Genomic DNA, 24,717 nt, shown 5'->3' on the forward strand with positions numbered 1-24,717 from the left:
ATTATTTGTGAACAGTGATACAAGGCCTGTCATCGCGGCATTATCTCAGTTTGTGGGAGCGTGAAAACAGAAATCATTCCTTAAGCGTTTTTCCTCTTTCTATTATTTTCCTCCTCCTATGGAAATCGAACAAAAAAGCGCCACTCGGCAGTGGCGCTTGGTAGCATTTTCTTAGCGCTTAGCGATCAGCGAAAGTAAACACGCACATCGGTTTGGCTTCGGCTTCCATCGCCCGTGAGCAGTAGGTGCAGACGTTGCTGATCACGTAAATCGACCTCGATATACTGGTTGCTGCCCGGCACGTCTGAAACGGCTTGATTTTGCGCTTGCGTTGGCCAGTAATCCTCGGCGGCGAATACGCTCAGATCGCCCGCGTCACCGTCCGCCATGACCCACACTTGCGCTTTGGTTGCGCCTTCAGGCACATCGGCATATAGGTAGCGACGTTGATAAACGCTAATACTGTTGGGGCTGGCGACGTTAAGCTGAGCCGGGCGCAAGTCATCGGTGCCAGCTGGCGTTTCAGGCTGTGGTTCTGGCGTTGGCTCGGGTTGCACTTGGCCTTCCGCATTCACTTTGACGGTGACATCGGTAAAGTCACCACGCCCGGTGACACTTAAGGTATAGCGGCCTGGCTCTACATCGTTAAGGGTCACGGTTTCATTACTCGTCTGGTTCCACTCGGTGGCGTCAAAATCGTAATAGTGCGCTTGACGATCTTTCGCCACGTAGAGATCGGCATTGCCCTGTCCTTCAATGCTAAATGTCAGCGCGCTAGCAGGTTGGGTAAGGTCAATTTGATACAGGTGCTCACTGTAGGCTTGTCCACTAATGGTGACGGTTTGACCTAGAGACAGGGTTGTGATGTCTGGTTGTTCTGGTTCCGGCTCTGGCTCGGGATCAGGATCTGGATGAGGCGGCTCGCCGCTATCTGAACTATCCAGCGTGGTCAGCCATTGTGAAAATGCGGGACCATACTGTTCACCATAATCCTTTACCAAGTTCGACCATTTTTCAAAGTGTCCAGCTCGGCCGGCTGCGAGCAACGCATTGATAGCTTCTGGGTGCTTTTCAAACAAGAAGCGTACCGCCAAATATCCCCAGCGATAAACGCGGTTCACATCGTGCTGATAGGTGGTGGCAAATACGTCACTGAGTGAATAGCCGCCTTCTTTGCCCAAGCGTATGGCGTCGGCATAGTCATCGCCATGGGCCATGTATTCAGCAAAGCCTTCTAGCCACCATACGGTGTGGCCGTGGCGAAGTACGTCGTTAAAGTCGCCATACATATTAAAGCGGCCATCGAGATAATGAACGTACTCGTGCTCGAGGTTCCAAATTGAAAGCGATTGGCCATTATCATTGCGGTAAGCGATAAAACGGGCTTGGTTGTCTGGATCGGCAGGATTTCCTTCTAGGTATTGGCCGCCATTATCGGTCGAGTTACCAAACAAAAAGGCTGAATAGGTTTTGTAGTCCGATGGGTTATCAAACACCACGACTTCAACGCTGTCGTTCAGATCGTCGGCGACCGCTTGATAACCTGAGTTCACGGTTTGATGAAAGGCCACTTCTTTATCGTGCAGGCTTTCACATGCCTGCTGCGATTGCGCTTGTGTCATGCTTTGTGAACGAATAATGGCCGGGCCGTCACATTGATGGCGATAAGGCACCACTTTGGCTTCCAGTGTTGCTTTGGCATCAGACAAACCTAATTCCGTCACCTTGTCGGGAGCGTAAGCATCCACCATTTCTGCCATGCCCACCCATACGGCGTCGTTTGTGCCGCCTAGCGGGAAACGCGGTAATAGATCACGATAATGGCTAATCACACGATCTCGCACGCTGGCTTGGGGGGCCATCAATAGCCGTCCCATTTCGCGGACAGTGTTTGATACCAATAACGCCCCATGGTCGCTATTGGATAGCTGAGGATGATTAACAACGAACTGATAAAGGCGGTCAATCAAGGAGAGATCGGCGGCGAGCACATCGTAAAAGGCTTGACGAGACTGGTGACCTGCCATGGCACGGAAAAGGTTGTTGAGCGCATCGGCGTAACGGCGGTCGTCTAGGCGGTCTGGGTTGAGGTTTTCCAGCAGTTGAATTTGTAGGTCCAAAGTTTGCGGCAAGCGCTTGATGCTATCGGCCATCAGCGTTAAGCCATGCAAGGCATCAGTTTGGGCGCGACCTTTTGCCGTGGCGTAAGGCGAGCGTAAAAATGCATTGATGGTATCCGCGAGGCGATCGTCTAGCGCATCAGAAAAATCAGCGTTCGCTTTGTCACCGTAGAAGCGTACATAGTAGGCCGCGCGCACGTACTCGGCTAAATTAGCAATTTGGCGAGCTTGGCTGTCATCACCCTGATAATGGGTAATGGTCTGCGATAAACGCTGTGCCACTTTACTCACAAAGGCTTCTTGGTAGAGATTGTTATATCGAATAGACGCGGTGTCATACCAGCTAGTAAAGCAACCGCGTTCCGCATCCATAATCGCTTGGATCGGCGTGTTGTTGGCCGCCAAATCGGCAATATCACATTGAGCGCTAGCCCATGCACTGGTGCTGCTAAAGGCGGCAAGCGCAATGAGTGCCGATAGCGGTTTGGGTCGGGAAGGAAATAGTGTATACATTTCAAGCTCCTAGATGTTTTTAGGCGGAGCCGTTATAACTATTTTCCCGACACTATGGGCTTAATAAGCCTAAAAATTAGGGCTTGGTTCCGTTTTCTCTTAAAAATTTGCCAGTAATGTATCATTGCGAGTCTTTTTCGCGCAGGTGTAATTTGGCGATACGTTTTGTCACTGTATACACACGTTTCAAAGACTCAGTCCACTCCATCTCAATGCTGAATAGCTGTAGACGGTTGGCATCATGCTCGATCAAGCGCTCGGCTTGGTGAGCCAACACTTTATCTAATAGGGCGTTGAGCGCACGTTTGGTGTGCAGTACTTGTTTCGCGCGGTTATTATCGCCACGCCGAATGGCATTCACACTATCTAGCAGTGCGTGAGTGACTTTATCTTGAATCGTATCAAGGGTCTCCCGCATCTCATCGCTGATATCGATCTCGGCATGCAGTGATTTATCCATGATAGGAACCAAAGTGTCCTCAATCAGGTCAGCAATGCTCTCGAGTTTATCAGTAATGCTAATCAGGGTGATCTGTCGGTCACTCTGTGCTTGTGTGAGTGGCTCTTTACGCAATCGACCGAGATAAAAAAGCACATGTCCGTGCAAAATATCGACTTGATGCTCAAGCTCGTCGATTTTTTCTAATGCATGAGTCGCCGCATCTCGCTCTTGCTGGGAGGCTAATTGAGAAGTGAGAGGGGGGAGCGTATTCATCATATTGCAAACCCGGCGTCCGATGCGGCCAATTTCGAGCTGGGCTTGATCCATGGCGATATCGGGTGTCATCAGCAGCTCTTTAGAGAGATATTTGGGTGAAACACTCGGACGTTCACTTGGGACAGGCTTAGGTTTTTTGGGGATGATTTTCTTGGCGAGCCAAACAAACCCGCCGACAAACGGCAACATGACCAATGTATTGACGACGTTGAATAGGGTGTTGGCATTGGCAATTTGGCGAGGCAATTCCGCGCCTAAGCGCTCAACCCCCGTGAGGTCAGGATGACTTGGCGACAGTGCGACGCTCCAATCACTCAACACACTGATCAATGGAAGCCATACCAACACCCCGATAATGTTAAACAGAATATGTACGCTGGCGGTTTGTTTAGCCTCTCGCGATTTCCCAATCGCGGCGAGGAGGGCGGTCACACAGGTGCCGACGTTGGCACCCATCGCTAATGCGATCCCGCCCTCGAGGGAGATAAAGCCTTGCCCCGCGAGGACGATGACAATCCCGGTTGTGGCAGATGAAGACTGCACTAGCGCGGTAAACAGGGCCGCCAGTAGAATGGCAAAAAAAGGATTGTGCATTTTCGCCATGGTATCAATAAACGGCTGATAATCGCGCAGCGGTGACATTGCCTCACTCATCACGTTCATCCCCGTAAAGATCAATCCCAACCCGAATAGCATTTTACCGTATTGCTTGGTTTTATCGGCCTTGGCGGTAAATTGAATAAAAAAGCCGACGGCAACCATCAGATAGGCGGCTTGAGTGATTTTAAAGGCGACAATTTGGGCGGTAATGGTTGTCCCGATGTTGGCACCCATGATCACGCCTGTTGCTTGCGCGAGCGACATTAACCCCGCAGAAATAAACCCGATGAGCAGCACAGTCGTGACAGAGGAAGACTGAATGGTTGCGGTCACCCCGGCCCCTGTGAAGACACCGGCGACTCGGTTAGTGGTGAGTTTGGCTAACAAGGCTTTAAGTCGGCTTCCAGCGGCGTTTTTTAGTGCTTTGGACATTTTATCCATGCCGTATAAAAACAGCGCCAGGCCACCGAGCAGCCCCATTAACATTGTGAGGGTATGGAGCGAAGACGCGTCCGTGTTCGCTGCCCATGTGAGGGAGGGCAGCAAAAATAAGAGGGTGGCCAAAAAGCGCCACTGCCAAGTATGACTCAACGCGGTTAGTCGCATTTATCGCCTCTACGTTGCTAGATTATGACCAATAATCATTAACATAGATGCAATAAAACTGTAATGCGAGTGGCGCAGTGACGTTAGGTGAGGCATTGACGGGAAGAATCGCTAGGGGATCACACTCTTAGAGTAACGTGAGACGGTGTTAACTCAAATAAAGCGGCCGACAAAAGGTCGGCCGCAGAGCACTTAGCTTTGGCAGCTGCCTTGATACTGCCAAACCCATTGGTTAGTGAAAGGGTCTATGCCCCAGTTGTCTTGCGTGGCCTGGAATAGATGCCCTTGATACTGAACGGTGACGCCTGCTGGATAATAGTTGTATCCACCCCAAGTCGGCATATTGGTACAGCGGTTGGTCTCAACCCCGCGATCGTCAAGGCGTGCTAATACGTTGGTCGCATAGTCACGCGCCCCCACCACCGTGACGTACAGATCCATGCCCTGAATTTGGCTAAAGCCACAGTACTCTTCGTTGCCTGCATTGGTTGAGGCGCAATCGTTGTCATTGACAGTTGCAGGGCGACCTACCGCGGCATATAAGTCTACTTCGCCGTGACCACGATAGGTTTGTAGCCAAACGGTGCCGCGAGGCGCATTTTTTACCACGAACTGGTAACCAGCGCCCGCACGCCCTTGGATTTGCACCGGCTGATCGAGCGTCAGCGGCAAAATCTCTGGTTCAGGTTGTGGCTCTGGGTCTGGCTTAGGGTTTCCTTCCGTCCCTTGGCAGCCCTGAGGTTGAATGCCCACTTCGGCAAAGGCTTGGCTTACTGCTCCGGCTGGGTAGTTAAGGTCTTTAGCGGCTTCGCAAACCCCATTCGCACCTTGTTGGAAACTGGAATTCGGACGCCAATAAAGCTGATTCGCTGTCGCAAATGCTTTAAAGGCCTTTTTGATATTCCATTGGTCGCTGGTGGCGAGATGGTAAAACGCTTTGTTGTAAATCCCCGAGCTTAAGTGGACATCGATGCCTTGATAGTAACGGTCAACGTGACCAATAGAGCGACCGTCTTTACTTGGGTTAATGAAATAACGCATGGCTTCGCTATGCTTCATCACGTCTTCACCCATTTTCCAGTTAAACTCACCAAACACGTACTGTCCCAGAGCCGCTGCGGCGACATCCGAGAATGATTCATTCATCCCACCGGACATACCACGGTACTCAAGTCCTGAGTTTTGCTCGGTAAAACCATGACTCACCTCGTGAGCAATGACATCCCACGTGGTGAGGGGATACATACTGCGATTACCGTCACCAAAGGTCATTTGCCGGCCATCCCAAAAGGCATTGCCGTAACCTTGACCGTAGTGGACGCGCATGGTGAGTTTCTGTCGAATTGGACGTATACCAAGCCAGTCTTGGTACATATCAAATACTTTCTGACCAAAAAACTGCGCATCATTCATCGGGGCATAGGCGCCGTTGACTTGGCGATAGGTGTTTTGTGGGCAATTAAACTGATGAACCTCTCCGCCCCATTCACGGTTATTCATATTAATGGTTTTCACGTCGGGGCTGTCCATTTGGCAGCGACTATTCACCTGAAATCCACCGAGTTGCGTGCTCGGGCCAAAGTTAAACCGGCCACTTTTTTGGTTCCCTCCTGGGCCACCCGCCTCTAGGTGCGCGATGCCGTCCCAGCTGTCGAGAATATCGCCAGACTTCGCATCAATAATTTTGATCGGACGCGACGGGTGACCATCGTCGCTGGCGAGGTAGTCGACTTTGTAGACCAGGCGGGCTGTTTGTTGTTTATCCAGCCAGACCAAAAGCTCTGTGTTTGCATCGTCTTGGTGAAAATGCTGACTGCCTTGGTGAGTCTGGCCTTGTGCAATCGCGATAGCCTGCTGTTGATTAATCATGGGGAGTGTGCCACCGATATCTTGTTCGATATCAGTAACAACGTCACCTTTAACGCTGGGCGCAAAGCCGCGTGCGGCGGTATTTTCAACCACCGAATAACCGTAAACAGGCACACCATGATGTAGCTGCTGCTTGCGCACCAAGGCTTTATTACCCACTTGTAGGCGTGACTTTTCACGAAAGCTTAATGCTGGCGATGAGCCCACCATCGCGCGAGGTTGATCATCATTTAATGCCGCGCTCAAATCTAAGCTTGAGGCGTCGACCACATTGGCAGCCTGAGCAGGTATCGCTAATGGAAGGGTTAAAGCGAGTAGCGTTTTACGCATAGTGTCCTCCTGATACTACAACGAGTTAAAAATCCTTGGTTACTATCCATCGTGTGCGTCTCAAGCGGGTTTTTGAGCGGTGATAATGAGGATTTGGTTCAAAAAGTGTCTAGAAAAGTGGAACTGGTGTTCGATTTTTACGTTATGTGCACAAAATAAAAGACAGCGCTAGCGTGTGTTAAAAAATGATTTAAGCGTTGTAATTTCGTGACTATGCTAGCTAGGGGATTCGATATTGGGAGTAATGCTGTGAGTCACTTATACTCGCGCCTTTTTCTGCGGGCAGTATTCTTAGGCTTTTGCCTAACCGTGACGCCTGTGATGGCAAACCAACAGGCTTGGCAGTCGCCTGATTATATTGTTGAGGCATTTTATCGTATCGCATTTCAGAGCGAGTATGTGCAAGGTGAACAAGGCGTCCGCAAGTGGGATGGCCCGATCCGCTATCATGTGGCGCATCCGATCAGTGCGAGCCAGTTACACGACGATCTTGTCACATATCATGTTGCACATCTTGAGACGCTAACCGGGATCGACTTTATCCCAACGCCGACTCTGCAGCGTGCCAATCTAACGATTATGTTCACCAATCATGAACGTTTTTTAGATGATGCGCGCAAACAGTTTAACAATGCCGATGTCTCACCATTACATGATGCCGTGTGTGCGGCTAACTTTCGAATCAATCAACATGGCGCGATTCATCATGCAGCGGTTGTTATTCCCGTTGATTTAGCACGCTCCAAAGGGAAACTCGTGGCCTGTGTGGTAGAGGAGCTGACACAAATTATGGGGCTGCCTAATGACGATGATCGGGTTTTCCCATCGATTTTTAATGACCGCACGCCACAACAGCTTTTGACTGGGCTAGATGGCTTATTGCTCAGGCTGTTATACCTCGACGAAATAGAAGCCGGGCAAGATTGGCAGACGGCACAGACCATCATTCAGCCAGTCGTTGAACAGTGGGCAAGTGACGGCACCATTGACAATGCACACCGCAGTGTCAAAACCGGTGAGCTTTATCGTTTACTGGGCTGGTAGCCGAGCGATTAACGCCATTCGTTTTCCATTGATTTGCTCAATAACACAAATTGTTTAAAGTGATTTAGACATTTCGCCATCTTCGACAACACTTAAAGAACAGGACAGTAAATTGTCATGACGGTCAAGGGAGGCGACATGGAGTCGATCACTGTTAAAGATTATATGAACAAACGCCCGGTAACCTTTTCACCGGATATGCCGCTTTCTAGTGCACTGGAAAAACTGCTTCGTAGTCAGCAAACGGGTGGGCCTGTGGTAGATGCCAATAAGCGGTTGGTCGGGTTTATCTCCGAGCAAGACATGCTGCAGCAGTTGCTACGTGACAGCTATCATTGCCAAGATTCACACGCCGTGGCGGATTGTATGACCAGCAACGCGTTGGCGGTTGAATCCGAGGACAGTATTATCAAGCTTGCGGAAATGATGGCGCCCACCAAGCCTAAACTGTACCCGGTGGTCGACGAGGGCAAGTTGGTGGGTATTATCACCCGTCGAGATGTCTTAAGAGCGATCAGTATGCAAATGGGTGAATGTCTGACCCATCCAGTTTGAGGTTTTTCATTACGCGCACCTTACTATTTGGGTAAGGGGCGCTTATTTGCTATCGCCACCAAGATGGCATCGCCTTTCTTGTTTCCCCTCCCATACTGACGGCTGTCCTTCCGCGCGTTGTGGTTGGTTGCGTACAAATATTGAACGAGTTGTGGTTGTTTTTCATTCAGTCTTATGTGCTGGTCAATCAATTTTAATCCTGCTTATTTAAGTAGTTACTTGCCATGGGGCAACATATAGTTCGATTATTAGTGCTCGTTTTGCGTTTTTCTGCTATTGTGCCGCCCGTTGGTAGCGGGCAGTTATCGCGAGGTTGAGGCGTACAAAAGCCCAAGCGCGGTAGCAAAACGATAAGCAGGATGCTGGAGTATCGTGACGTGTGGCTAACCCGTATTAACGTCAATGTGAATGTAAATGAGGTAACACAAAGGTCAAATTAAACAATCAGGGAGGATGAGGTGAGAGAAACAAAGAGGTTATATGTATCAACTCAATTCAATTGGTGCGCTAGAATCATTCCTGATTGCCATCGGTGTCCTTTTTTTAGGCCATTTTGTTAATTCAAAAACGCCCGCATTAAGAAAATTTAATATCCCAGAGCCGATTGTGGGCGGGTTAATTATTGCGTGTGTTATTTCTATATTACACTACAACGGTATTGATTTTAAATTTAGCTTGCCGTTAAAAGATACGTTTATGCTGATGTTTTTTGCGACCGTTGGTCTGGCAGCAAATTATAAACAATTAGTAAAAGGCGGCTTAAAGGTATTTTGGTTTCTTGCCATCGCTTCTGTGTACATCATTATACAAAACGCTATTGGTGTCAGTTTTGCGTCGATGCTTGGTTTAGATCCATTGATGGGGCTGGTCGCTGGATCGATTACCCTGTCTGGCGGGCACGGAACCGGCGCGGCTTGGGCCCAGATCTTGACCGATGAGTATGGTATTCAAAGTACCCTGGAAATTGCAATGGCGTCGGCAACACTCGGTCTGGTGATTGGTGGTATTATTGGTAGCCCAGTTGCCCAGCGTTTGATTAATAAACATCAGCTTGAGTCTGAATATGGGCGTGGCACCACAACACACGAAAAATATCCCGAACTTGTCACGTACAATGAAAATGAAGAAGATAAAGTGACAGCGAAGAAAGTCATTGAAGTCTTATTTATTTTACTGCTGTGTATTACGGGGGCTCGCCATTTATCTGAGTGGGTGAGCGGGTTTAATATTGAATGGCTAATGGTGCCTGACTTTGTTTATGCTCTCTTCTTGGGTGTAATAGTCACCAATACGCTTGAGGTTTTTAAACTCAGAAAGCTAGAGTCAGAAACCGTGGATATGGTAGGGACTGTCTCTCTCTCATTATTTCTAGCGATGGCGCTAATGACGTTGAAGCTATGGAACATTCTCGATTTAGCAGTCCCATTTTTAATTATTCTGGCGATTCAATCGGTGGTTATCGGCTTATTTAGTTACTACGTCACGTTCAAGTTGATGGGGAGTAATTATACAGGGGCCGTGATTGCTGGTGGACATTGCGGTTTTGGCCTCGGCGCTACCCCGACCGCGGTGATGAATATGGGCTCAATCGTGAATCGTTTCGGCCCCGCGCCTCAAGCCTTTATGGTGGTGCCGATTGTGGGGGCTTTCTTTATCGATATCGTCAACCTGCTAATTTTGCAGGGCTATATTTTTATTATCCAATAGGATCATTGCGCTCAGCCATCATCGCTGAGCGCATTTTTTCTGCTGTCGCGCAGCGTTTGGCAAACTCAATGAGCGTTGTTTTGATAAGCGCTTGACTCTGGAGTGGGCTCCAACCCTTATACTGACCACAAGTTAATGACACACCGACCAAAGAAGGAGTCGATTATGTGTAAGCATTGTGGACATCACCACTGTCATCAACCGCATCACCAAACGGTGTCTCCGTCTACGCAAACGGTAACGAATACCTGCCAAGCGTCGAGCTGCTGTTCCAGTCACCAAGAGGGTGAGGGTAGCGCGGGCGATGATGACCCCGACAGGCGACAAACCTCGTGTCACCATACCTGCCAGAGTGCGCCCTCGGCGTCATCTCCTCAGTTATCCTCCATCACCCATGAGTGGGTGGTTACTGGCATGGATTGCCCAAGCTGTGCCGCTAAACTTGAAAAAGCAATTCATGCCACGCCGGGTGTAGAGAGCGCACAAGTACTGTTTGCGACCGAAAAACTGCGGGTCTCTTTAGCGCACGATGCCTCAACGGAGATGCAATCGGCCATTGAGCAAGCGGCTAAAAAAGCCGGTTTTCCGCTCGTTACCTTGGATCAAACCGCCACTGCGCCTTCTGGTTGGCAAAAATGGCGCGATGACGCCCTATTGTTTGGTTTGATTGGCATTATGCTGGTCGCTTGGGGACTGCATTACTGGTCGGCTTCTTTATCCGATTGGCTGTTTACTGCGGCGACTGTAGTTGGCCTCGCTCCCATTGTGCTTAAAGCGGGTCGATTGGCGCGTCAAGGATCGCCGTTTTCGATAGAAACCTTGATGAGTATTGCGGCCATCGGTGCGTTATATCTAGGAGAGACCACCGAAGCGGCGATGGTATTAGTGTTGTTTCTCATTGGCGAGCGGTTAGAAGGGTATGCGTCCACGCGCGCCCGCGATGGCATTCAGTCGCTGATGGCATTGGTGCCAGAAACTGTGACGCGAATTGATAGCGACGGTTCACGTGAGACCGTGGCGGCCAGTGATCTACAGCCAAGTGACCGGATTGAAATTAGTGCTGGTGAGCGACTCCCCGCGGATGGGCAGTTAATGGACGCTGCGGCGAGCTTTGATCAGAGTGCACTGACAGGCGAACCAATCCCCGTCGATATCGAAGCCGGTGACACCGTGATGGCGGGCAGCCTTGCAACCGATAAAACCGTACAGCTGAATGTGACATCCGCACAGGGCGAAAATGCCATTGACCGCATTTTGCGCCTTATTGAGCAGGCCGAGTCGAAAAAAGCGCCGATAGAACGGTTTATCGATAAATTCAGCCGCTGGTACACGCCAGCAATGATTGGGCTCGCCGCGCTAGTTGTGGTAATTCCACCCCTGTTCTTTGCCGCCAGCTGGCAAGAGTGGTTATATCGAGGCTTAGCACTGTTATTGATCGCCTGTCCATGTGCGCTCGTGATTTCGACACCTGCGGCGATTACCTCCGGGCTCGCCACCGCGGCACGTCGTGGCGCTTTGATCAAAGGTGGGGCAGCACTGGAAACACTGGCGAGCGTCAATGCTGTCTCTTTAGATAAAACCGGCACGCTCACTGAGGGTAAACCCATGGTGACGGATGTGCGCGCCTGGCAAGGTGAGGAAACGTCGCTACTGCAAGCGGCGACCGCCATCGAGCGCGGTAGTCACCACCCATTGGCAAAATCCTTGGTCTTGTATAGCGCCGAGCGTGGCATCTCGGTGCCGGATGCCTCGCATATCCAGGCGAATGCCGGTCGCGGTGTGCAAGGCGTGGTTGAGGGACAAGCCGTCCGGCTGGTTGCGTTAGACAAGGTGGGTGAGTCGACGTTAAATCATGCGCAATATCAAGAGGCCAAATCGGTGGCCGAGCGCGGGGTGACGGTTGCGGTTGTGCTCATTGACGAGCAACCACAAGGGATGATCGGCTGGCGAGATACACTGCGACAGGATGCTCGCGAAGCCATTGAACAGCTACGAGCGATGGGTATTCAGCCTGTGATGCTGACGGGTGATAACCCGACCTCGGCGGCGGAAATAGCCAATGAGTTGGGCATTGATTACCGCGCGGGCCTATTGCCGGAGAATAAGGTTGAGGCGGTAGAAACGCTGGCGGAGCAATACCGCATCGCAATGGTTGGTGATGGCATCAATGATGCACCGGCCATGAAAGCATCGCACGTCGGGGTGGCAATGGGAAGTGGTACCGATGTGGCGTTAGAAACGGCCGAGGCGGCATTGAGTCATAACCGGCTGGTCGAGTTACCCAGAGTCCTGCAACTGGCGCGCGCGACCCGAGCGAATGTGCGGCAAAACATCACCATTGCATTAGGGCTTAAAGGGGTGTTTTTAGTGACCAGTGTACTCGGTATCACAGGACTTTGGGTCGCGGTGCTGGCTGACAGCGGTGCTACCGCGCTGGTCACGCTGAATGCGCTACGTTTACTTCGTGACTAGCGCTGAAAAACAGGGCAAAGGCTGTCTGCTTTTGCCTTTATAAAGTGATAACGATCTCTAAATTCTGAAATCTGTAATATCCAATGTAGTAATAGGTCGATGATGGTCACACAAAAGATGGCAAATTTGGGTATCCTAAATGCATAACCAATAACGAGTTCGGGCCTCATCAGCAAGGCCCACATTAATTCTAATGCGGATAAATGCATCCAGTGAGGAGACGAATGATGTCTGATACCCCTGTATTTCACCTTGGCGTAACAAAAGCGGATCTTCAAGGCGCAACCACGGCGATTATTCCTGGCGACCCGGCGCGCGTTGAAAAAATTGCTAACTTGATGGAAAACCCAACTTTTCTCGCCTCGCAGCGTGAATATACCTTGTATCTTGGTTGGCTCGATGGCAAGTCAGTGGTGGTTTGCTCAACGGGTATCGGTGGCCCATCGACCTCTATCGCGGTTGAAGAGTTGGCACAGCTTGGTGTTGGCACCTTCTTGCGTGTAGGCACCACGGGGGCGATTCAGCCGGACATTAATGTCGGCGATATGATTGTCACCACCGGCTCTGTACGCCTTGACGGCGCAAGCAGCCACTTTGCGCCAATGGAATTCCCAGCGGTGGCCGATTTTGACGTCGCCACGGCCATGAAAGCCGCCGTTGATGAAGATGGTGCGACGGTTCACACAGGCGTGACGGCATCTAGTGATACCTTCTACCCAGGTCAAGAGCGTTACGATACCTTTAGCGGCCGTGTAGTGCGTCGCTTCCAGGGTTCAATGCAAGAATGGCAAGACATGGGTGTGCTGAACTTTGAGATGGAATCAGCCACCTTGCTGACCATGTGTGCTAGCTCTGGCTTGCGTGCAGGTTGTGTGGCCGGTGTGATTATCAACCGTACACAAAAAGAGACCCCAGACCACGCGACCTTGAAAGAAACGGAAGCGCGCTCAATTAAAGTGGTGGTTGAGGCAGCACGTAAGCTCCTGTAAACAAGCGAGACATCGTTATCCTACTAAAACGCGGAGCCCCGAAGGCACCGCGTTTTTTATTGTCGACCGTTTAGCGAACCTGTCCTATTGCTTCGCACAAGCGATTAACTCGTTCTTACCTCAATCGTACCGCCTGCTGCGATAAACCAGTCATAAAGATGGGTTCGCAGGTTGGCGAGTTGGTCGGGGCCAATTAGAGCCAAGCCTAAATCGGTGGCACGGGTAATATCGTGATGCCTTAATGGACGGAAGCTCACCAACATCGCGCGCGCCTGCAATCCTCCGAGTAAATCACGCAAGGACTCCAGCTTGTATAGGGTATCGTCGCCATCACTCGACATGCCTTTGGTTTTGCATTCAATAATATGCAGCTTGTTATTCACCACCATGGCGACATCTAACTCATTGCGCACCTCGCGCTCACCGATTTGGCGATAAACCTGCAAGGAAAGTGCGCTGTCTTGGATGGTGGGAAGCTCTTGTTGGATGGAGGTAACAGTATGGTGCACGTAGCTTTCTAACCACTCGCCATTGGCAAAGCGTCGCGCTTCTTCACAGCTAAATGTCAGCACCCCTTGTTCATAACTGGCTAAGCCGGCATCCGAGAGGTCATCGAGAAGAATACCAAGCTCGCGATAACCTTGCTGTTTTTCACTGAGCGCGACGTTTAAACGCTGCTCTTTACGACAGGTGGTCGCGAGGTAGTTCAACGTGGCTAGGCCTGGGCCTAGCTCATAGGCATTGCTGGCCCACTTTTCTCCCAGCCGATAAATGTCGTTGGTTAAACACCCTGTGACTTGGTCATCTTGGTGCTCACAGCGCGCACCGAAAATCGTTAGATACTCAGTGAGACTAATATGATCTTCCACTTGTTGCTGGGGTAGGCCGTCAGGGTACAGCCAGCAAAGCTCGTCGCTATAGGGCTCAATCACATAGCTGGGCCACTGATAGGTACGAAATACTTCATAGGCGGAGAGTAATTGGTGGCGCAGGCCACAGCTCGCATTAAAAAGGATGTCTTCAGAAGAGTGACTGAGCTGCTCGGCCAGACGTTTTACCTGGCTTTTCACCTCGCGGATATTGATATCATCCGAGATTTCAAAAAACTCGGTTTCAATCCCCTTGGGCGCCAGCACACGCGTTAAACGCTCAAATTCCAGATCTTGCTCCAGCGTGCCAATGAGTATCAGCTTACTGACAGGCAATTGCTGATGCAAAACAGGGGTAACGAGACGGACAGGGTCAGAGTCGATGATTCCTACATGAATAGCCATAATTGCTCCAGGCGGGCTATGAGGCGGCATAAGGCCGCTTAATTATCGGTATAGTTGCCAGCCTCAACAGGTGGCGTAACTATTAATATCCGGCCTCGCGGTCAGGCTTTCAACCACTCGCTGAGTAAATAAGTGTAATTTTACACAGCGCTGACGTGATACCCGTTCTACTAACCCCGCAATAACCCGCCCCTTCTTCGTGACAGTGCCGCGCTAACCTTTGTGTAGCCGCTTTGCTTCCCTTCTAGGTGCGACTTTGCTTAAGTGCTTGCTGACGCAAGGTCTCGGTTAAACTATTTAGCTCAGGCAACATGCGTTGAATTAAGTGTAGCTGTTGTAGCACCATGCTGAGTGGGGCGTTATCAACAGGCACGTAAGTAGGAGACTGTGACTCGATGGTGGCATTGGCGTGGTGCTCATCAATGCTCACTGGCTCGCCCGTGGGTGTCTTGGTGCCGGTTGAGGGCACTTGTGCGGGTAACGCTGTAGGCAATGCTTGCCCCAAGCGCTCAGTCAACGTGTTGAGGGATTGATGAATTTCACGATGGAGCTGCGCCATCTTTTGATGATTAACCTCATCATCCATCCGGCTGCGATGCGCGCCTAGGGCCGAAATATAACTGAGCATGGCGTTGTTCAAGCACAAAAACCGGAAGGTCTCTTCAATATTGGTGCGATAGCGTCCAGGCTCCACCAGCATGTTACTGATCGCGGTGGTCAGCTCGGCATCGGCATTATGGGCATGTCGACGCGCGATCCGATAGGCAAGGTTGTCCCGCTTACCCACTCGGTATTGCGCAATCACATGAGCCAAGTAGTCACGGTTAGCTTGCAGCGCTTCAGTCATGATCCCGCGCAAGCGGTGGGCTTGCCAGTCGGGTAGTACATAACGGACGGCGGCGACCGCAATCAAACAGCCAATCACGGTATCGCCAAGGCGAGGAAGAATAACCGCGAAGCCTTGGCCAAATTGGCTAAAGCACATCAGCACCAGCAGGGTAATAAATAAAGTGGCGAGCGTGTATTGCACGGTACGAAACGCGAAAAACAGCACCCCAGTGATCACCATTAACGCCAATTGACTGCTGGGATCAGGGAAAAGATAGAGTGCGGGCACTCCCAAGAGTAAACCGGCGACCGTCCCTAAAATGCGCTCTTTCAACTTACTGCGCGTCGCAGAGTAGTTGGTCTGACACACAAATTGTATGGTCATCAAAATCCAAAAGCCGTGCTCTAACCCAAGCCCTTGGATCAGTGCATAACCGGTCAGCAGTGATAAGGACAAACGCACCGCATGACGGAAACGCAGTGATTTAACCGTGAGCTGCCGGCGAATGCGGTAAGCCATTTCCCCTAACGAGTGTGCATCCGGGTCGGCCAGTTCACTTTCTTGGAGGTTGTCCGTGCTGGCTAAGTGGCTCAAGCTGGCCAGTTGTTGTTCCACTGTCTCCAAGTTTTTGTAAAGAAAATCGAGTTGTTGCAGCAGCGCGAGGCGAGTGCTGTCTTGCTCCTCTTGTGCCGACAAATAGGCCATCGACTGTTTGATTGCCATGAGGGCTTGGTGGCCTGTTTTCGGGTGATGGTAGTGTGTACCGATCGACATCGCTTGCGCAACATCCCGGCAGGCTTGCGCTTGCGCGTTTAATAAGGCTTCAAAGCGAAAGAGGATATCGGAATGAAAAAAATGCGCCGCCAGATCCTGGTAACGATAATGGGATGAACTCACACGTTCGTGAATATCTTGGGCAATGAAATAGGTTTGTAGCAAGGTTTGATGCCGCTTTGTGAGTCGACCGCGTCGAGCACGGGCCAGTAATGACGCTTTCGCTTGATTGAGCGCGGCCACCACTTGCGCATTTTGGTTGGCGGCGGCAATACGCGTCGGTTGCGGAACCAACTCGGCGACCGGATGGAACAAACTGGATTTGGTTTCCATATAAGTGGCGGTTTGACGAAACACCGCAGCCAATCGGTGCTGAACCGGGCGGTGAGGCCATATCATGATCCAAGCCAGCGACAACAGCCCATACCAGAGCGCCCCAGATAACAGCATCATCGGCTGTAACCACATATCACTGCCTTGCTCCATCCCCAGCATGGTGTAAACCGCCAAAAGTAACGAGGCAAAGGCGATGGTGCCATAGCGCTCACCGATCGCGCCCAGCATGATAAAGCCAAAGCTGGAGGTCGTCAGGCCAATCGCGAATAGCCAAGGGGTGTCGTACAGTAGCTCGACCGAGAAGGCCGCGACGGTAAAGCAAACAAGGGTGACACCGAGCGCACGCAACCGCCCCCAAAAATGATCATCCACTTCCGCCAATGCCGAGGCAATGACACCGAGCACCAGTGGCGTCACAATATCTGTGCGTCCGGCGTATCCCGCGTACAACGCCACACCCATCAGGGCAATAAGGACGCGAATACTGTCATTAATACGATGGTTTGCCCAATACTCACGCACGGCGAGCGGCAGGAAAGGTAAACGTGGCAGAGAAAAAGGCATAAGTAAGGGTAATCGGCCAACAATGTTGGCAAGATAGCAGAAATAGAACCAGAAACTAAGCCTCAATGAGGGATTTTCTCGGGGAATAAGAAAAGGGTTGCGGCAGGTCAATTTCGTGTTGTCAGCGCACTGCATAGGCAGTGGCATCGCGCTAGTAAATTGATTTATCGAGCATTGAGAAGTAGCATGCCAAGCATCTTTTTAGGGCACAACGCGTGCGCTATTCGCTGAATAACGTTGAGATATGAAACTTACAGCCAATCGCTGGGCACAATGGCTTGTTTACGGCGATCATTACAGCTTGCAGCTTGAAGATGATGGCTTACTGCTCGAATCTCGTCATCACCGACAATACATTCCTTTCTCGGCATGGGATGGACAGCTAACGGTATCGCGTGGGTTGCTGTGGGGGACGATTTCGCTGACCGGTTATACCGATGAGGGTGACCCACTGCCATTCGAGGTCTTTGGCTTGCCATGGGATCACGCCCAACAAGCGGGACAAACTATCTATCGCCACTATCAAGCCTATATCGCCCGTTATCAAAAACGGCTGGCAATGATCCGCCCCAGTTTACTGGCAGAGTTTGATGCACTGGTGAATGCGCCAGGTTATGCGCGTGTCACACAATTACGCACCGCGCAGCAAACGGTAGTGAATAAGCTGGAAGGCGAGGGGATCCCTGCCTCGTTCTTGGCCAATTTGGACGAAAGCCTTGCTACCACACTATCGCCTGTGCTGCAGGCCGACTCAAGCTGGCTGAAAGCCCGCAATCAACAGTGGCAAGCGGCGATGCTTAACCAGTGGCAAACCTGGTTTGATACCATTGAATCGTCGCCATTGAATGCCGGGCAGCGCGAGGCCGTGCTTACCGATGAATCCCATACCCTGGTGGTGGCGGGCCCTGGCAGCGGCAAAACCAGCGTATTGGTGGCACGCGCCGCGTATTTAATTGAAAGTGGTCAAGCCAAGCCTGAGCAGCTTTTGTTGCTGGCCTTTGGTCGAGATGCGGCCACCGAGCTCAAAACTCGGATTAAGACCAAAACTGGCCATGAAGTGAATGTAACCACCTTCCATGGTTTTGCCCGCCAGCAACTTGTTGAACACCAAGGACAGGCGCCGATTATTTCTCCACTCGCCAGTGATGGGACGGCCAAAGCGGCGTGGTTGACTCAAATACTCGCCGAACAGTGGCAACAGCCCACTACCCGCAAACGCTGGGACAAATTACATCAGCAGCAAACACTGCCGCTTGATGATAACGCTGAACTGACGGCGTGTGCCCATGACAGCCGGTTGCACACCTGGATTTGGTCGCGTCTTTCACGGGTGATCCAAGCCAACACTACCAAGCGTGCGCTAACCGATAAACTGGCAAGCTTTGAGGCGCAGGCCGCCTTAAAAGATGAACTGGCCGTGATTTGGCCGTTATACCAAGCCTACAAACAAGCACTAAAAGCGGAGAACGCCGTTGATTTTGACAGCTTAATTACCCAAGCCACTAAGCTGTTTCAGCAGCGAAAATTCGTCACGCCCATTCAATTTGTGATGGTCGATGAATACCAAGACATTTCCCCAGCACGATTGGCGATGCTCGAGGCACTGTGTCACGGTAAAGCGGACAGTGAATCGCAAGTACCACGCGCTTCCTTGTATGCGGTGGGGGATGATTGGCAAGCCATTTATCGCTTTGCCGGTGCCGATGTCAACTTAACCACAGAGTTTGCGCAGCGTTTCGGCGACAGTGAAATTTGCTGGCTGACCACCTGCTATCGCTATCCGTCTACCTTGGGTGATGTAGCGCAGCAGTTCATTGAACAAAACCCCAAGCAGCTGAGCAAACAATTGGATTATGCGCGCGATAAGGCATCGGCGAAAACGCCCAAAACGATCAAGGTGATCACGGACGATAAGATAGAAAAGACACTGGCAAGCCTTGCCAAAAAGCACGCTAAAGCCGAGAAAGCAGTGAGTGTGATGCTGATAGGTCGCACGCATGCCATTTGTCCTGACGCGCTAGAAAACTGGCAGAATGCTTATCCGTCATTGGCGCTTCGCTATACCACCGCACACGCCAGCAAGGGGCAAGAAGCCCACTATGTATTTATCCTCGGCATGGATGAAGGCGTATTTCCCGCCAAGCCGCGCTCGCTTTCACTCGATGAGGCCTTATTAGGGAAAAATGAAGAACCGATTGATCACGCGGAAGAACGGCGACTGTTTTATGTCGCCCTAACGCGCGCACAAAAACAAGTGTGGCTGGTACACCAAAAAGGCCATGCCTCACCGTTTGTGGAGGAGTTGAAAGGGTACCTTTAAAAAACGGGAACCCACACTGTTAGCCATAGACGGCGTTAGTTACAGACGGACAATGCGGGGTAAAAGATCACAAACGCTCGTCTAAGTACGCTTGGTAATCAGGGATTTGAACATCCACCTCCTGGCCAAATAGCGGCGACGTGATCAGAAAGCGTGCGGTTGAGCGATTGGTGGCAACGGGAATATTCCAAACCGTGCTTACGCGGAGTAGCGCTTTGACATCCGGGTCGTGTGGCACGGCATTGAGCGGATCCCAAAAGAAAATCATCGCATCAATTTTTTGTTCAGAAATCATCGCCCCGAGTTGCTGGTCACCGCCCATGGGGCCACTGATTAACGGGGTGATTTTTAATCCGGTTTCTCGCGCAAGAATATGCCCGGTGGTGCCGGTGGCATACAGCTCATGCTGACTCAGTATCTCTTTATTTTCTTGTACCCACTCGCTCAAGGCGTTTTTGTAGTGATCGTGCGCCACTAACGCGACGTGTTTACGCGCAAGCATGGTCCGAGACGTTTGCTTCATACCCATTATCCCTCGTTAACAAGGTGGTTGCTATCAAACTGCCTACCGCAGCATTTACCGAAGCCTAAATCAATCCGGCGATGAAATATAGCGCCTAACTGACAAACTCCGACGGTCACTTGTCAGAATTATCACATTATCAATAAAAAAATAGCCAAGCACATGAAATAAAATCTATTTTTTCACCCACTTGTTAATCAAGCACGCAAAAGTAGCGCGACAACCCATCCAAGTAGCAACAAAAAGGCTACAGTTAGGTAATCAGGCAATGGAAGTGCCTAGTCATGCAGGAGTGTTTATGAGCAAGGAGTACGCGTATGTGGGTGACACTGGATTTTGAAGCATCCGGTTTGTCGTTAGTGTCTTACCCGATTGAGGTCGGGTACGTGTTACCAAGTGGTGACAGCCATAGTTTTTTGATTGACCCTTCCACCGCCAGTGGACACTGGCACCACTGGGACAATGAAGCTGAAACCCGAATTCATGGGATCTCGCGTGAACGTCTTTTTAGCGAAGGGATCAGTGTTCTTGAAGTATGCCAGCATCTCAACCAGACCCTTGCCCCCTTTGAACATGTATTGTGCGATAGCCAATGGGATCTGTTCTGGATGGGGCGACTTTATAAAGCCTGCTATATGCGTCCCTCATTCACCTTAATGGAGGTGAATCAATGGCTAAAAAAGCACAGCGATCTGGATCGGCGCGATTTTAGTCGCGAAATGGAGGCATTGGGGCCGACGCCGCATCGAGCAGAGGACGATGCGCGGCAAATTCGTCGCGCCCTTGATAGCTTGTTAAAATAGCTCGCCTTTTAGCTTACTCGTGGGATGTCATGACAACACCTTTTACCCTTAGGTTCGCGCAATTCAACCTCTCTCTAGCCGGGCGTCAGGCTGGTGACATTAAAGCAAAGATGCTAGCGTCTGCCCCCAGCCGACAAATTAAAAATCTCGCCGCAACCTTACAGCGGGTGCGCCCCGATGTGGTGGTGCTTTGCGAATTCGATCATCCAGGCGATGGCGGTGATGATGGGGCGATCGCTGCATTTTGTGAGCGTCACTTGGCCGAATCGCAACACGGTGACACGCCGATTGATTATCCGTATCGCTATTTACCCGCCACCAACACGGGGTTAAAACTCACGGTGCCGGTCAGCATGCATCAACGATTAAATCGAGCCCAGCAATGTCATGGCTTTGGCGACTATCATGGCCAGTTTGGTTATGTGATTTTATCGCGTTACCCTCTCGACGATGCGGCGATTCGCACGTGGCAAGACTTCGCGTGGTATCAGCTTCCTCAGCATCAAATTCCCGCGGAGTACTACACCGAACAGGCACAAACGGCGTTACGCCTCGCCTCGAAAAACTTGGTGTCAGTGCCGATTTTGGTTGGTGATAAACGAATACAGGTGGTGGCCTGTCATCCCACGCCGCCGGTGTTTGATGGGCCAGAAAAGCGTAACTGGCGGCGCAACAGTGATGAAATTCACCAACTGATTGGCCTTTTGGATAATGCCGATTGGCTGGTGGACGACAGGGGCGCTCACGGCGGGCTTTCTCCTGAGACACCGTTTGTGGTGATTGGCGATTTAAATGCGGATCCGAGCTATGGTGATGGGGACAAGCAAGCCATTGGCGCCTTGCTTCACCATCCGCGGGTGCATCCAGAGGTGGCAGTTGGGGCGCAGGTACCAAAAAGTGACGCGGCACAGTTTCATGCGTTCCGCTTTATCGAAGGGAAAGGGCGGGCCATCGCTACCCATAACGGTGGGTTACGCCTCGATTACGTCCTACCTTCGCGAGAGCTAGCGGTGCAAGCCTCTGGCGTATTTTGGCCGGCGTCTGATGATGCCGACTACCCACTGATTTGTGATAAAAACGGCCAAGAAAACGCGCGTGCTCACTCCGATCATCGTCTTGTCTGGGTCGATGTGGCACTGAGTTAGCGAGGCTGCGAGTCCAGCGCCACGCCTTCACGCTGACACGCGACTTCCGCGAGGCGTTTAGCTTGTTCGTCCGGCTTTAAAAAGCAGCAGGTTGAGCAATAACTGTGATCATCGACGGTAAAAATCCGACAGCAGCCACCGCGCAAACGGAAGCTGTGGGTTTGCAGCACAGTTTGGGTGTCATTCGGATCGTAGACGGTGACATCGTGAAAGCCACTGCGCTTGCTATAAAGTGGGGTGCCGCGTTGATGGACGATCGACAGCGCGGCTTCACGCACGGCCTGCTCACAATCACGATGTTTACCCACCATCAAAAAGGCAATACAGATTGAATCGGCAACCACTTTCCAAAGTGGCCCTTCACGCATACCACTTTGCTCGGCAACCGCATCGACGATCGGCGAAAAGTGGCGTAACAACGCGCCGTGCAAAATAGCCTGCCAATCTTCTGCCGCTGGCTGTTTCCAGCCAATCAAGGCATTGAGGTAAAAATGTGGTTTGTGATAAACCAGCTCCTCGCCATTCGGTTTGGTGACGCGGGTAGGCTGGTATTTGACCTGCCAATTATCTAAATCTAGCGAGGGGAGTTGTCCGCCCAGGAGCCAGCTAGCCAGCACGGGCAGCAAAAATTCATAGGCATAAGCGCCGATAAAGAGCGTGCCTTGGGCGCGGTTATCTGCGTCGCCATAGGTGGCGTTGACGGCGGAAAAACACTGCGTCAATCCGTGCTCAGTCGTGAGCTGTTCTTGAAGTGACGTGCCCACTACATCATCAGGGATCACAGACAAGCCTAAAGCAGAAGGGAAAGGGGCGAGTGCAACCGTGGTGGGCAGGCTTAACACATCAACGCTAGGATCGGCCGCGTTCATCAACACTCCTTTATGATAGGCGATCAAAACGCGAAATTTAGCATGTGCAGCAATCAATTGTAAGAGTGATTCGCATTTAGATGTCGATGCACTATCGTCACGATTGGGAACAAGGTGTCGCAGAGGAAGTGGTTGAAAAGAGAGGCGGACATCCACCTCTCACAGGTCGACAGCTATTATGCTGTTGAAGGAGGCTGGACTTGATAGCGCCCAGGCTTGTGGTTCATGGCGAGCACGAGGTTGGTGGTAATCGCCGCGGCGACAGATAAGGCAATCAGCCATGGGTCAACGATCATCAGCGACAACACCACAATCGAGCAATCCAGTGCCATTTGTACTTTGCCGGCGCGGATACCAAACCGTTGCTGTAAGAACAATGCCAAGGTGTTAAATCCACCCAAACTACACTGATGGCGGAACATCACTAACATGCCCATGCCAATTAACCCACCGCCAAACAGCGCCGCATACACAGGATGGATGCTATTGATGATTAATACGGCGCTTAGATGATCCGCACCGAATGAGACGATACTGACCGCAACCAAGGTACTTAAGGTAAAGCGTTTACCCATTTGGGTGTAGGCGAGCCAATAAAAAGGCAGGTTAATCACGAAGAAAAGCTCACCAAAACTGAAGTCAGTGACCCGTTGTAAAAACAGCGCCAACCCAGCAGTGCCGCCGGTCAGTAATCCCACTTGGTTGAAAAAGAAGATGCCGAGTGACACCAAACTGCTACCGATAAGCAGCGCGAGTGCGTTTTCACGCTTGGAATGATTTTTATCCATATTTGCGTTCTATCCCTATTAAAACGACCGCTATACCATACGCTGTTGGTTGAATAGGTCGAGTCAAACACCTGTTTGATAACAAGTGAATAACAATCCAATGCGTACATTATCATTTACGTTGTGGTTTTGATCACGATAAAAGTGCGTCGCTACAGACCAAAGTCTAATCTACATTGTCTACAATCTTGTTCTATTCTGGCTGTATTAAAGTTTTTAGGCGGTATTTATGTCTTTATTGTCGACAAATAACCAGGCTCTCGACCAACACACGCAATCGACTCCGGCTGAGTCACGTGAGCCCACCAAGTCAGCGAGCCTGACCGAGCAGCTTATCGAGGCGATTGTCACCGGCACCTATCCAGCAGGCACCAAGGTATCGGAAGCGGGATTAGCCGCCGCGTTTGGCGTCAGCCGAGGTCCACTGCGCGAGGCGATGATGCGGGTCGAAGCCTTAGGACTGGTAGAGCGGGTGCCTCATGTGGGCGCGAGAGTGGTGACGCTGACACATCGCCAATTAGCCGAGATCTATGCAGTGCGAGAAGCCTTAGAAGGCATGGCGGCAAGACTGGCGTGCGCGCACATCACCGATGTCGAGATCGATCAGTTAAGTGAGGTGCTCGCCACCCACCATGCCTATATCGAGCGGGTGGAGGGGGCGGCCTACTTTCATCAACAAGGCGACTTTGATTTTCATTATTGCATCATCAAAGCCAGCCATAACCAGAAACTGATCAACCTGTTATGTGGTGAGTTATACCACTTGCTGCGTATGTACCGCTTTCAATCGCCCCGGGCGCATTCTCGCCCCCAGCAAGCGCTGCAAGAGCACATGCAAATTTTGGCGGCAATTCGCGAGCGCGATGCCGAGCTGGCGGAAATGCTGATGCGTCGTCACATTCAGCGCAGCCGCCAACTGATTGAACAGCGAATAGCAGATTGAATAGTAAATAGCAGATTGAATAGTCA

17 protein-coding genes are annotated in these 24,717 nt (G+C 51.1%); 9 read left to right on the forward strand and 8 right to left on the reverse strand.

The annotated features are described in order from the left end of the window. Positions 1 to 185: 185 nt before the first annotated feature. The 3 genes from FCN78_RS05630 to FCN78_RS05640 form a co-directional block, all read right to left on the reverse strand. The gene (locus FCN78_RS05630) at positions 186 to 2,633 is read right to left on the reverse strand and encodes a M9 family metallopeptidase (protein ID WP_077659520.1); all 2,448 of its coding nucleotides are present in this window, start codon (positions 2,631 to 2,633) and stop codon (positions 186 to 188) included. Positions 2,634 to 2,754: 121 nt separating this feature from the next. Further along, positions 2,755 to 4,557, reverse strand: coding sequence for a Na/Pi cotransporter family protein (locus FCN78_RS05635; protein WP_069362809.1), 1,803 nt, complete (start codon positions 4,555 to 4,557; stop codon positions 2,755 to 2,757). Positions 4,558 to 4,749: 192 nt separating this feature from the next. After that, entirely contained in the window at positions 4,750 to 6,756 is a 2,007-nt protein-coding gene (locus FCN78_RS05640; RefSeq protein WP_077659521.1) for a M4 family metallopeptidase, read from the reverse strand. Between the two features lie 249 nt (positions 6,757 to 7,005). On the opposite strand from FCN78_RS05640, the gene FCN78_RS05645 reads away from it, so the two are divergent. The 5 genes from FCN78_RS05645 to udp all read left to right on the forward strand — a co-directional run bounded on the left by FCN78_RS05645 (position 7,006) and on the right by udp (position 13,523). Further along, a complete protein-coding gene (locus FCN78_RS05645; RefSeq protein ID WP_158014712.1) occupies positions 7,006 to 7,800 on the forward strand; it encodes a DUF2927 domain-containing protein in 795 nt (264 codons plus the stop codon). A gap of 138 nt (positions 7,801 to 7,938) precedes the next feature. Continuing rightward, the gene (locus FCN78_RS05650) at positions 7,939 to 8,355 is read left to right on the forward strand and encodes a CBS domain-containing protein (protein ID WP_046073384.1); all 417 of its coding nucleotides are present in this window, start codon (positions 7,939 to 7,941) and stop codon (positions 8,353 to 8,355) included. Positions 8,356 to 8,835: 480 nt separating this feature from the next. Further along, positions 8,836 to 10,062: a sodium/glutamate symporter gene (gene gltS, locus FCN78_RS05655; protein WP_069362811.1), complete on the forward strand. Its 1,227-nt coding sequence runs from the start codon at positions 8,836 to 8,838 to the stop codon at positions 10,060 to 10,062. A gap of 165 nt (positions 10,063 to 10,227) precedes the next feature. Further along, on the forward strand, positions 10,228 to 12,534 hold the full coding sequence (locus FCN78_RS05660; protein WP_077659523.1) for a zinc/cadmium/mercury/lead-transporting ATPase: 2,307 nt from the start codon (positions 10,228 to 10,230) through the stop codon (positions 12,532 to 12,534). 227 nt (positions 12,535 to 12,761) lie between these two features. Continuing rightward, positions 12,762 to 13,523 carry a uridine phosphorylase gene (gene udp, locus FCN78_RS05665; RefSeq protein ID WP_077459398.1) on the forward strand — a complete coding sequence of 254 codons (762 nt, stop codon included), beginning with the start codon at positions 12,762 to 12,764 and terminating at the stop codon, positions 13,521 to 13,523. A 104-nt stretch (positions 13,524 to 13,627) separates the two neighbouring features. Here the strand turns inward: udp and FCN78_RS05670 are convergent, their stop codons facing one another. Together FCN78_RS05670 and yccS are read right to left on the reverse strand one after the other, a co-directional pair. Beyond that, a complete protein-coding gene (locus FCN78_RS05670) occupies positions 13,628 to 14,797 on the reverse strand; it encodes a Card1-like endonuclease domain-containing protein (protein WP_077459400.1) in 1,170 nt (389 codons plus the stop codon). Between the two features lie 244 nt (positions 14,798 to 15,041). Beyond that, the gene (gene yccS / locus FCN78_RS05675; RefSeq protein WP_077522531.1) at positions 15,042 to 17,300 is read right to left on the reverse strand and encodes a YccS family putative transporter; all 2,259 of its coding nucleotides are present in this window, start codon (positions 17,298 to 17,300) and stop codon (positions 15,042 to 15,044) included. Positions 17,301 to 17,544: 244 nt separating this feature from the next. Between yccS and helD the strand changes: the two genes are divergently transcribed. After that, positions 17,545 to 19,620 (forward strand): DNA helicase IV, encoded by a 2,076-nt coding sequence (gene helD / locus FCN78_RS05680; protein ID WP_077659524.1) that lies wholly within the window; start codon positions 17,545 to 17,547, stop codon positions 19,618 to 19,620. A 67-nt stretch (positions 19,621 to 19,687) separates the two neighbouring features. On the opposite strand, the gene FCN78_RS05685 is transcribed toward helD, so the two are convergent. Beyond that, on the reverse strand, positions 19,688 to 20,143 hold the full coding sequence (locus FCN78_RS05685; RefSeq protein WP_046073377.1) for a methylglyoxal synthase: 456 nt from the start codon (positions 20,141 to 20,143) through the stop codon (positions 19,688 to 19,690). A 317-nt stretch (positions 20,144 to 20,460) separates the two neighbouring features. Here FCN78_RS05685 and FCN78_RS05690 point away from each other — a divergent pair, with 317 nt between their 5' ends. Together FCN78_RS05690 and FCN78_RS05695 are read left to right on the forward strand one after the other, a co-directional pair. Further along, positions 20,461 to 20,946 (forward strand): 3'-5' exonuclease family protein, encoded by a 486-nt coding sequence (locus tag FCN78_RS05690; protein WP_069362819.1) that lies wholly within the window; start codon positions 20,461 to 20,463, stop codon positions 20,944 to 20,946. A gap of 29 nt (positions 20,947 to 20,975) precedes the next feature. Then, entirely contained in the window at positions 20,976 to 22,091 is a 1,116-nt protein-coding gene (locus FCN78_RS05695) for an endonuclease/exonuclease/phosphatase family protein (protein WP_077659525.1), read from the forward strand. Here the strand turns inward: FCN78_RS05695 and FCN78_RS05700 are convergent. Next, positions 22,088 to 22,960 carry a (2Fe-2S)-binding protein gene (locus FCN78_RS05700; protein ID WP_077659526.1) on the reverse strand — a complete coding sequence of 291 codons (873 nt, stop codon included), beginning with the start codon at positions 22,958 to 22,960 and terminating at the stop codon, positions 22,088 to 22,090. The genes FCN78_RS05695 and FCN78_RS05700 overlap by 4 nt on opposite strands. 176 nt (positions 22,961 to 23,136) lie before the next feature. Further along, a complete protein-coding gene (locus tag FCN78_RS05705; protein ID WP_077659527.1) occupies positions 23,137 to 23,748 on the reverse strand; it encodes a DUF6198 family protein in 612 nt (203 codons plus the stop codon). 229 nt (positions 23,749 to 23,977) lie between these two features. Here FCN78_RS05705 and FCN78_RS05710 point away from each other — a divergent pair, with 229 nt between their 5' ends. Next, positions 23,978 to 24,691, forward strand: a complete 714-nt coding sequence (locus FCN78_RS05710) for a GntR family transcriptional regulator (RefSeq protein WP_077659528.1) — start codon at positions 23,978 to 23,980, stop codon at positions 24,689 to 24,691. Positions 24,692 to 24,717: the final 26 nt, after the last annotated feature.

The sequence above is a fragment of the Salinivibrio kushneri genome (assembly GCF_005280275.1).
GTDB lineage: Bacteria > Pseudomonadota > Gammaproteobacteria > Enterobacterales > Vibrionaceae > Salinivibrio > Salinivibrio kushneri.

What these genes read in the sequence shown, in the direction of transcription:
- FCN78_RS05630 (WP_077659520.1), bottom strand. Translation starts at nt 2,633, where the DNA reads ATGTATACACTATTTCCTTCCCGACCCAAACCGCTATCGGCACTCATT.
- FCN78_RS05635 (WP_069362809.1), bottom strand. Translation starts at nt 4,557, where the DNA reads ATGCGACTAACCGCGTTGAGTCATACTTGGCAGTGGCGCTTTTTGGCC.
- FCN78_RS05640 (WP_077659521.1), bottom strand. Translation starts at nt 6,756, where the DNA reads ATGCGTAAAACGCTACTCGCTTTAACCCTTCCATTAGCGATACCTGCT.
- FCN78_RS05650 (WP_046073384.1), top strand. Translation starts at nt 7,939, where the DNA reads ATGGAGTCGATCACTGTTAAAGATTATATGAACAAACGCCCGGTAACC.
- gltS (WP_069362811.1), top strand. Translation starts at nt 8,836, where the DNA reads ATGTATCAACTCAATTCAATTGGTGCGCTAGAATCATTCCTGATTGCC.
- FCN78_RS05660 (WP_077659523.1), top strand. Translation starts at nt 10,228, where the DNA reads ATGTGTAAGCATTGTGGACATCACCACTGTCATCAACCGCATCACCAA.
- udp (WP_077459398.1), top strand. Translation starts at nt 12,762, where the DNA reads ATGTCTGATACCCCTGTATTTCACCTTGGCGTAACAAAAGCGGATCTT.
- FCN78_RS05670 (WP_077459400.1), bottom strand. Translation starts at nt 14,797, where the DNA reads ATGGCTATTCATGTAGGAATCATCGACTCTGACCCTGTCCGTCTCGTT.
- yccS (WP_077522531.1), bottom strand. Translation starts at nt 17,300, where the DNA reads ATGCCTTTTTCTCTGCCACGTTTACCTTTCCTGCCGCTCGCCGTGCGT.
- helD (WP_077659524.1), top strand. Translation starts at nt 17,545, where the DNA reads ATGAAACTTACAGCCAATCGCTGGGCACAATGGCTTGTTTACGGCGAT.
- FCN78_RS05685 (WP_046073377.1), bottom strand. Translation starts at nt 20,143, where the DNA reads ATGAAGCAAACGTCTCGGACCATGCTTGCGCGTAAACACGTCGCGTTA.
- FCN78_RS05690 (WP_069362819.1), top strand. Translation starts at nt 20,461, where the DNA reads ATGTGGGTGACACTGGATTTTGAAGCATCCGGTTTGTCGTTAGTGTCT.
- FCN78_RS05695 (WP_077659525.1), top strand. Translation starts at nt 20,976, where the DNA reads ATGACAACACCTTTTACCCTTAGGTTCGCGCAATTCAACCTCTCTCTA.
- FCN78_RS05700 (WP_077659526.1), bottom strand. Translation starts at nt 22,960, where the DNA reads ATGAACGCGGCCGATCCTAGCGTTGATGTGTTAAGCCTGCCCACCACG.
- FCN78_RS05705 (WP_077659527.1), bottom strand. Translation starts at nt 23,748, where the DNA reads ATGGATAAAAATCATTCCAAGCGTGAAAACGCACTCGCGCTGCTTATC.
- FCN78_RS05710 (WP_077659528.1), top strand. Translation starts at nt 23,978, where the DNA reads ATGTCTTTATTGTCGACAAATAACCAGGCTCTCGACCAACACACGCAA.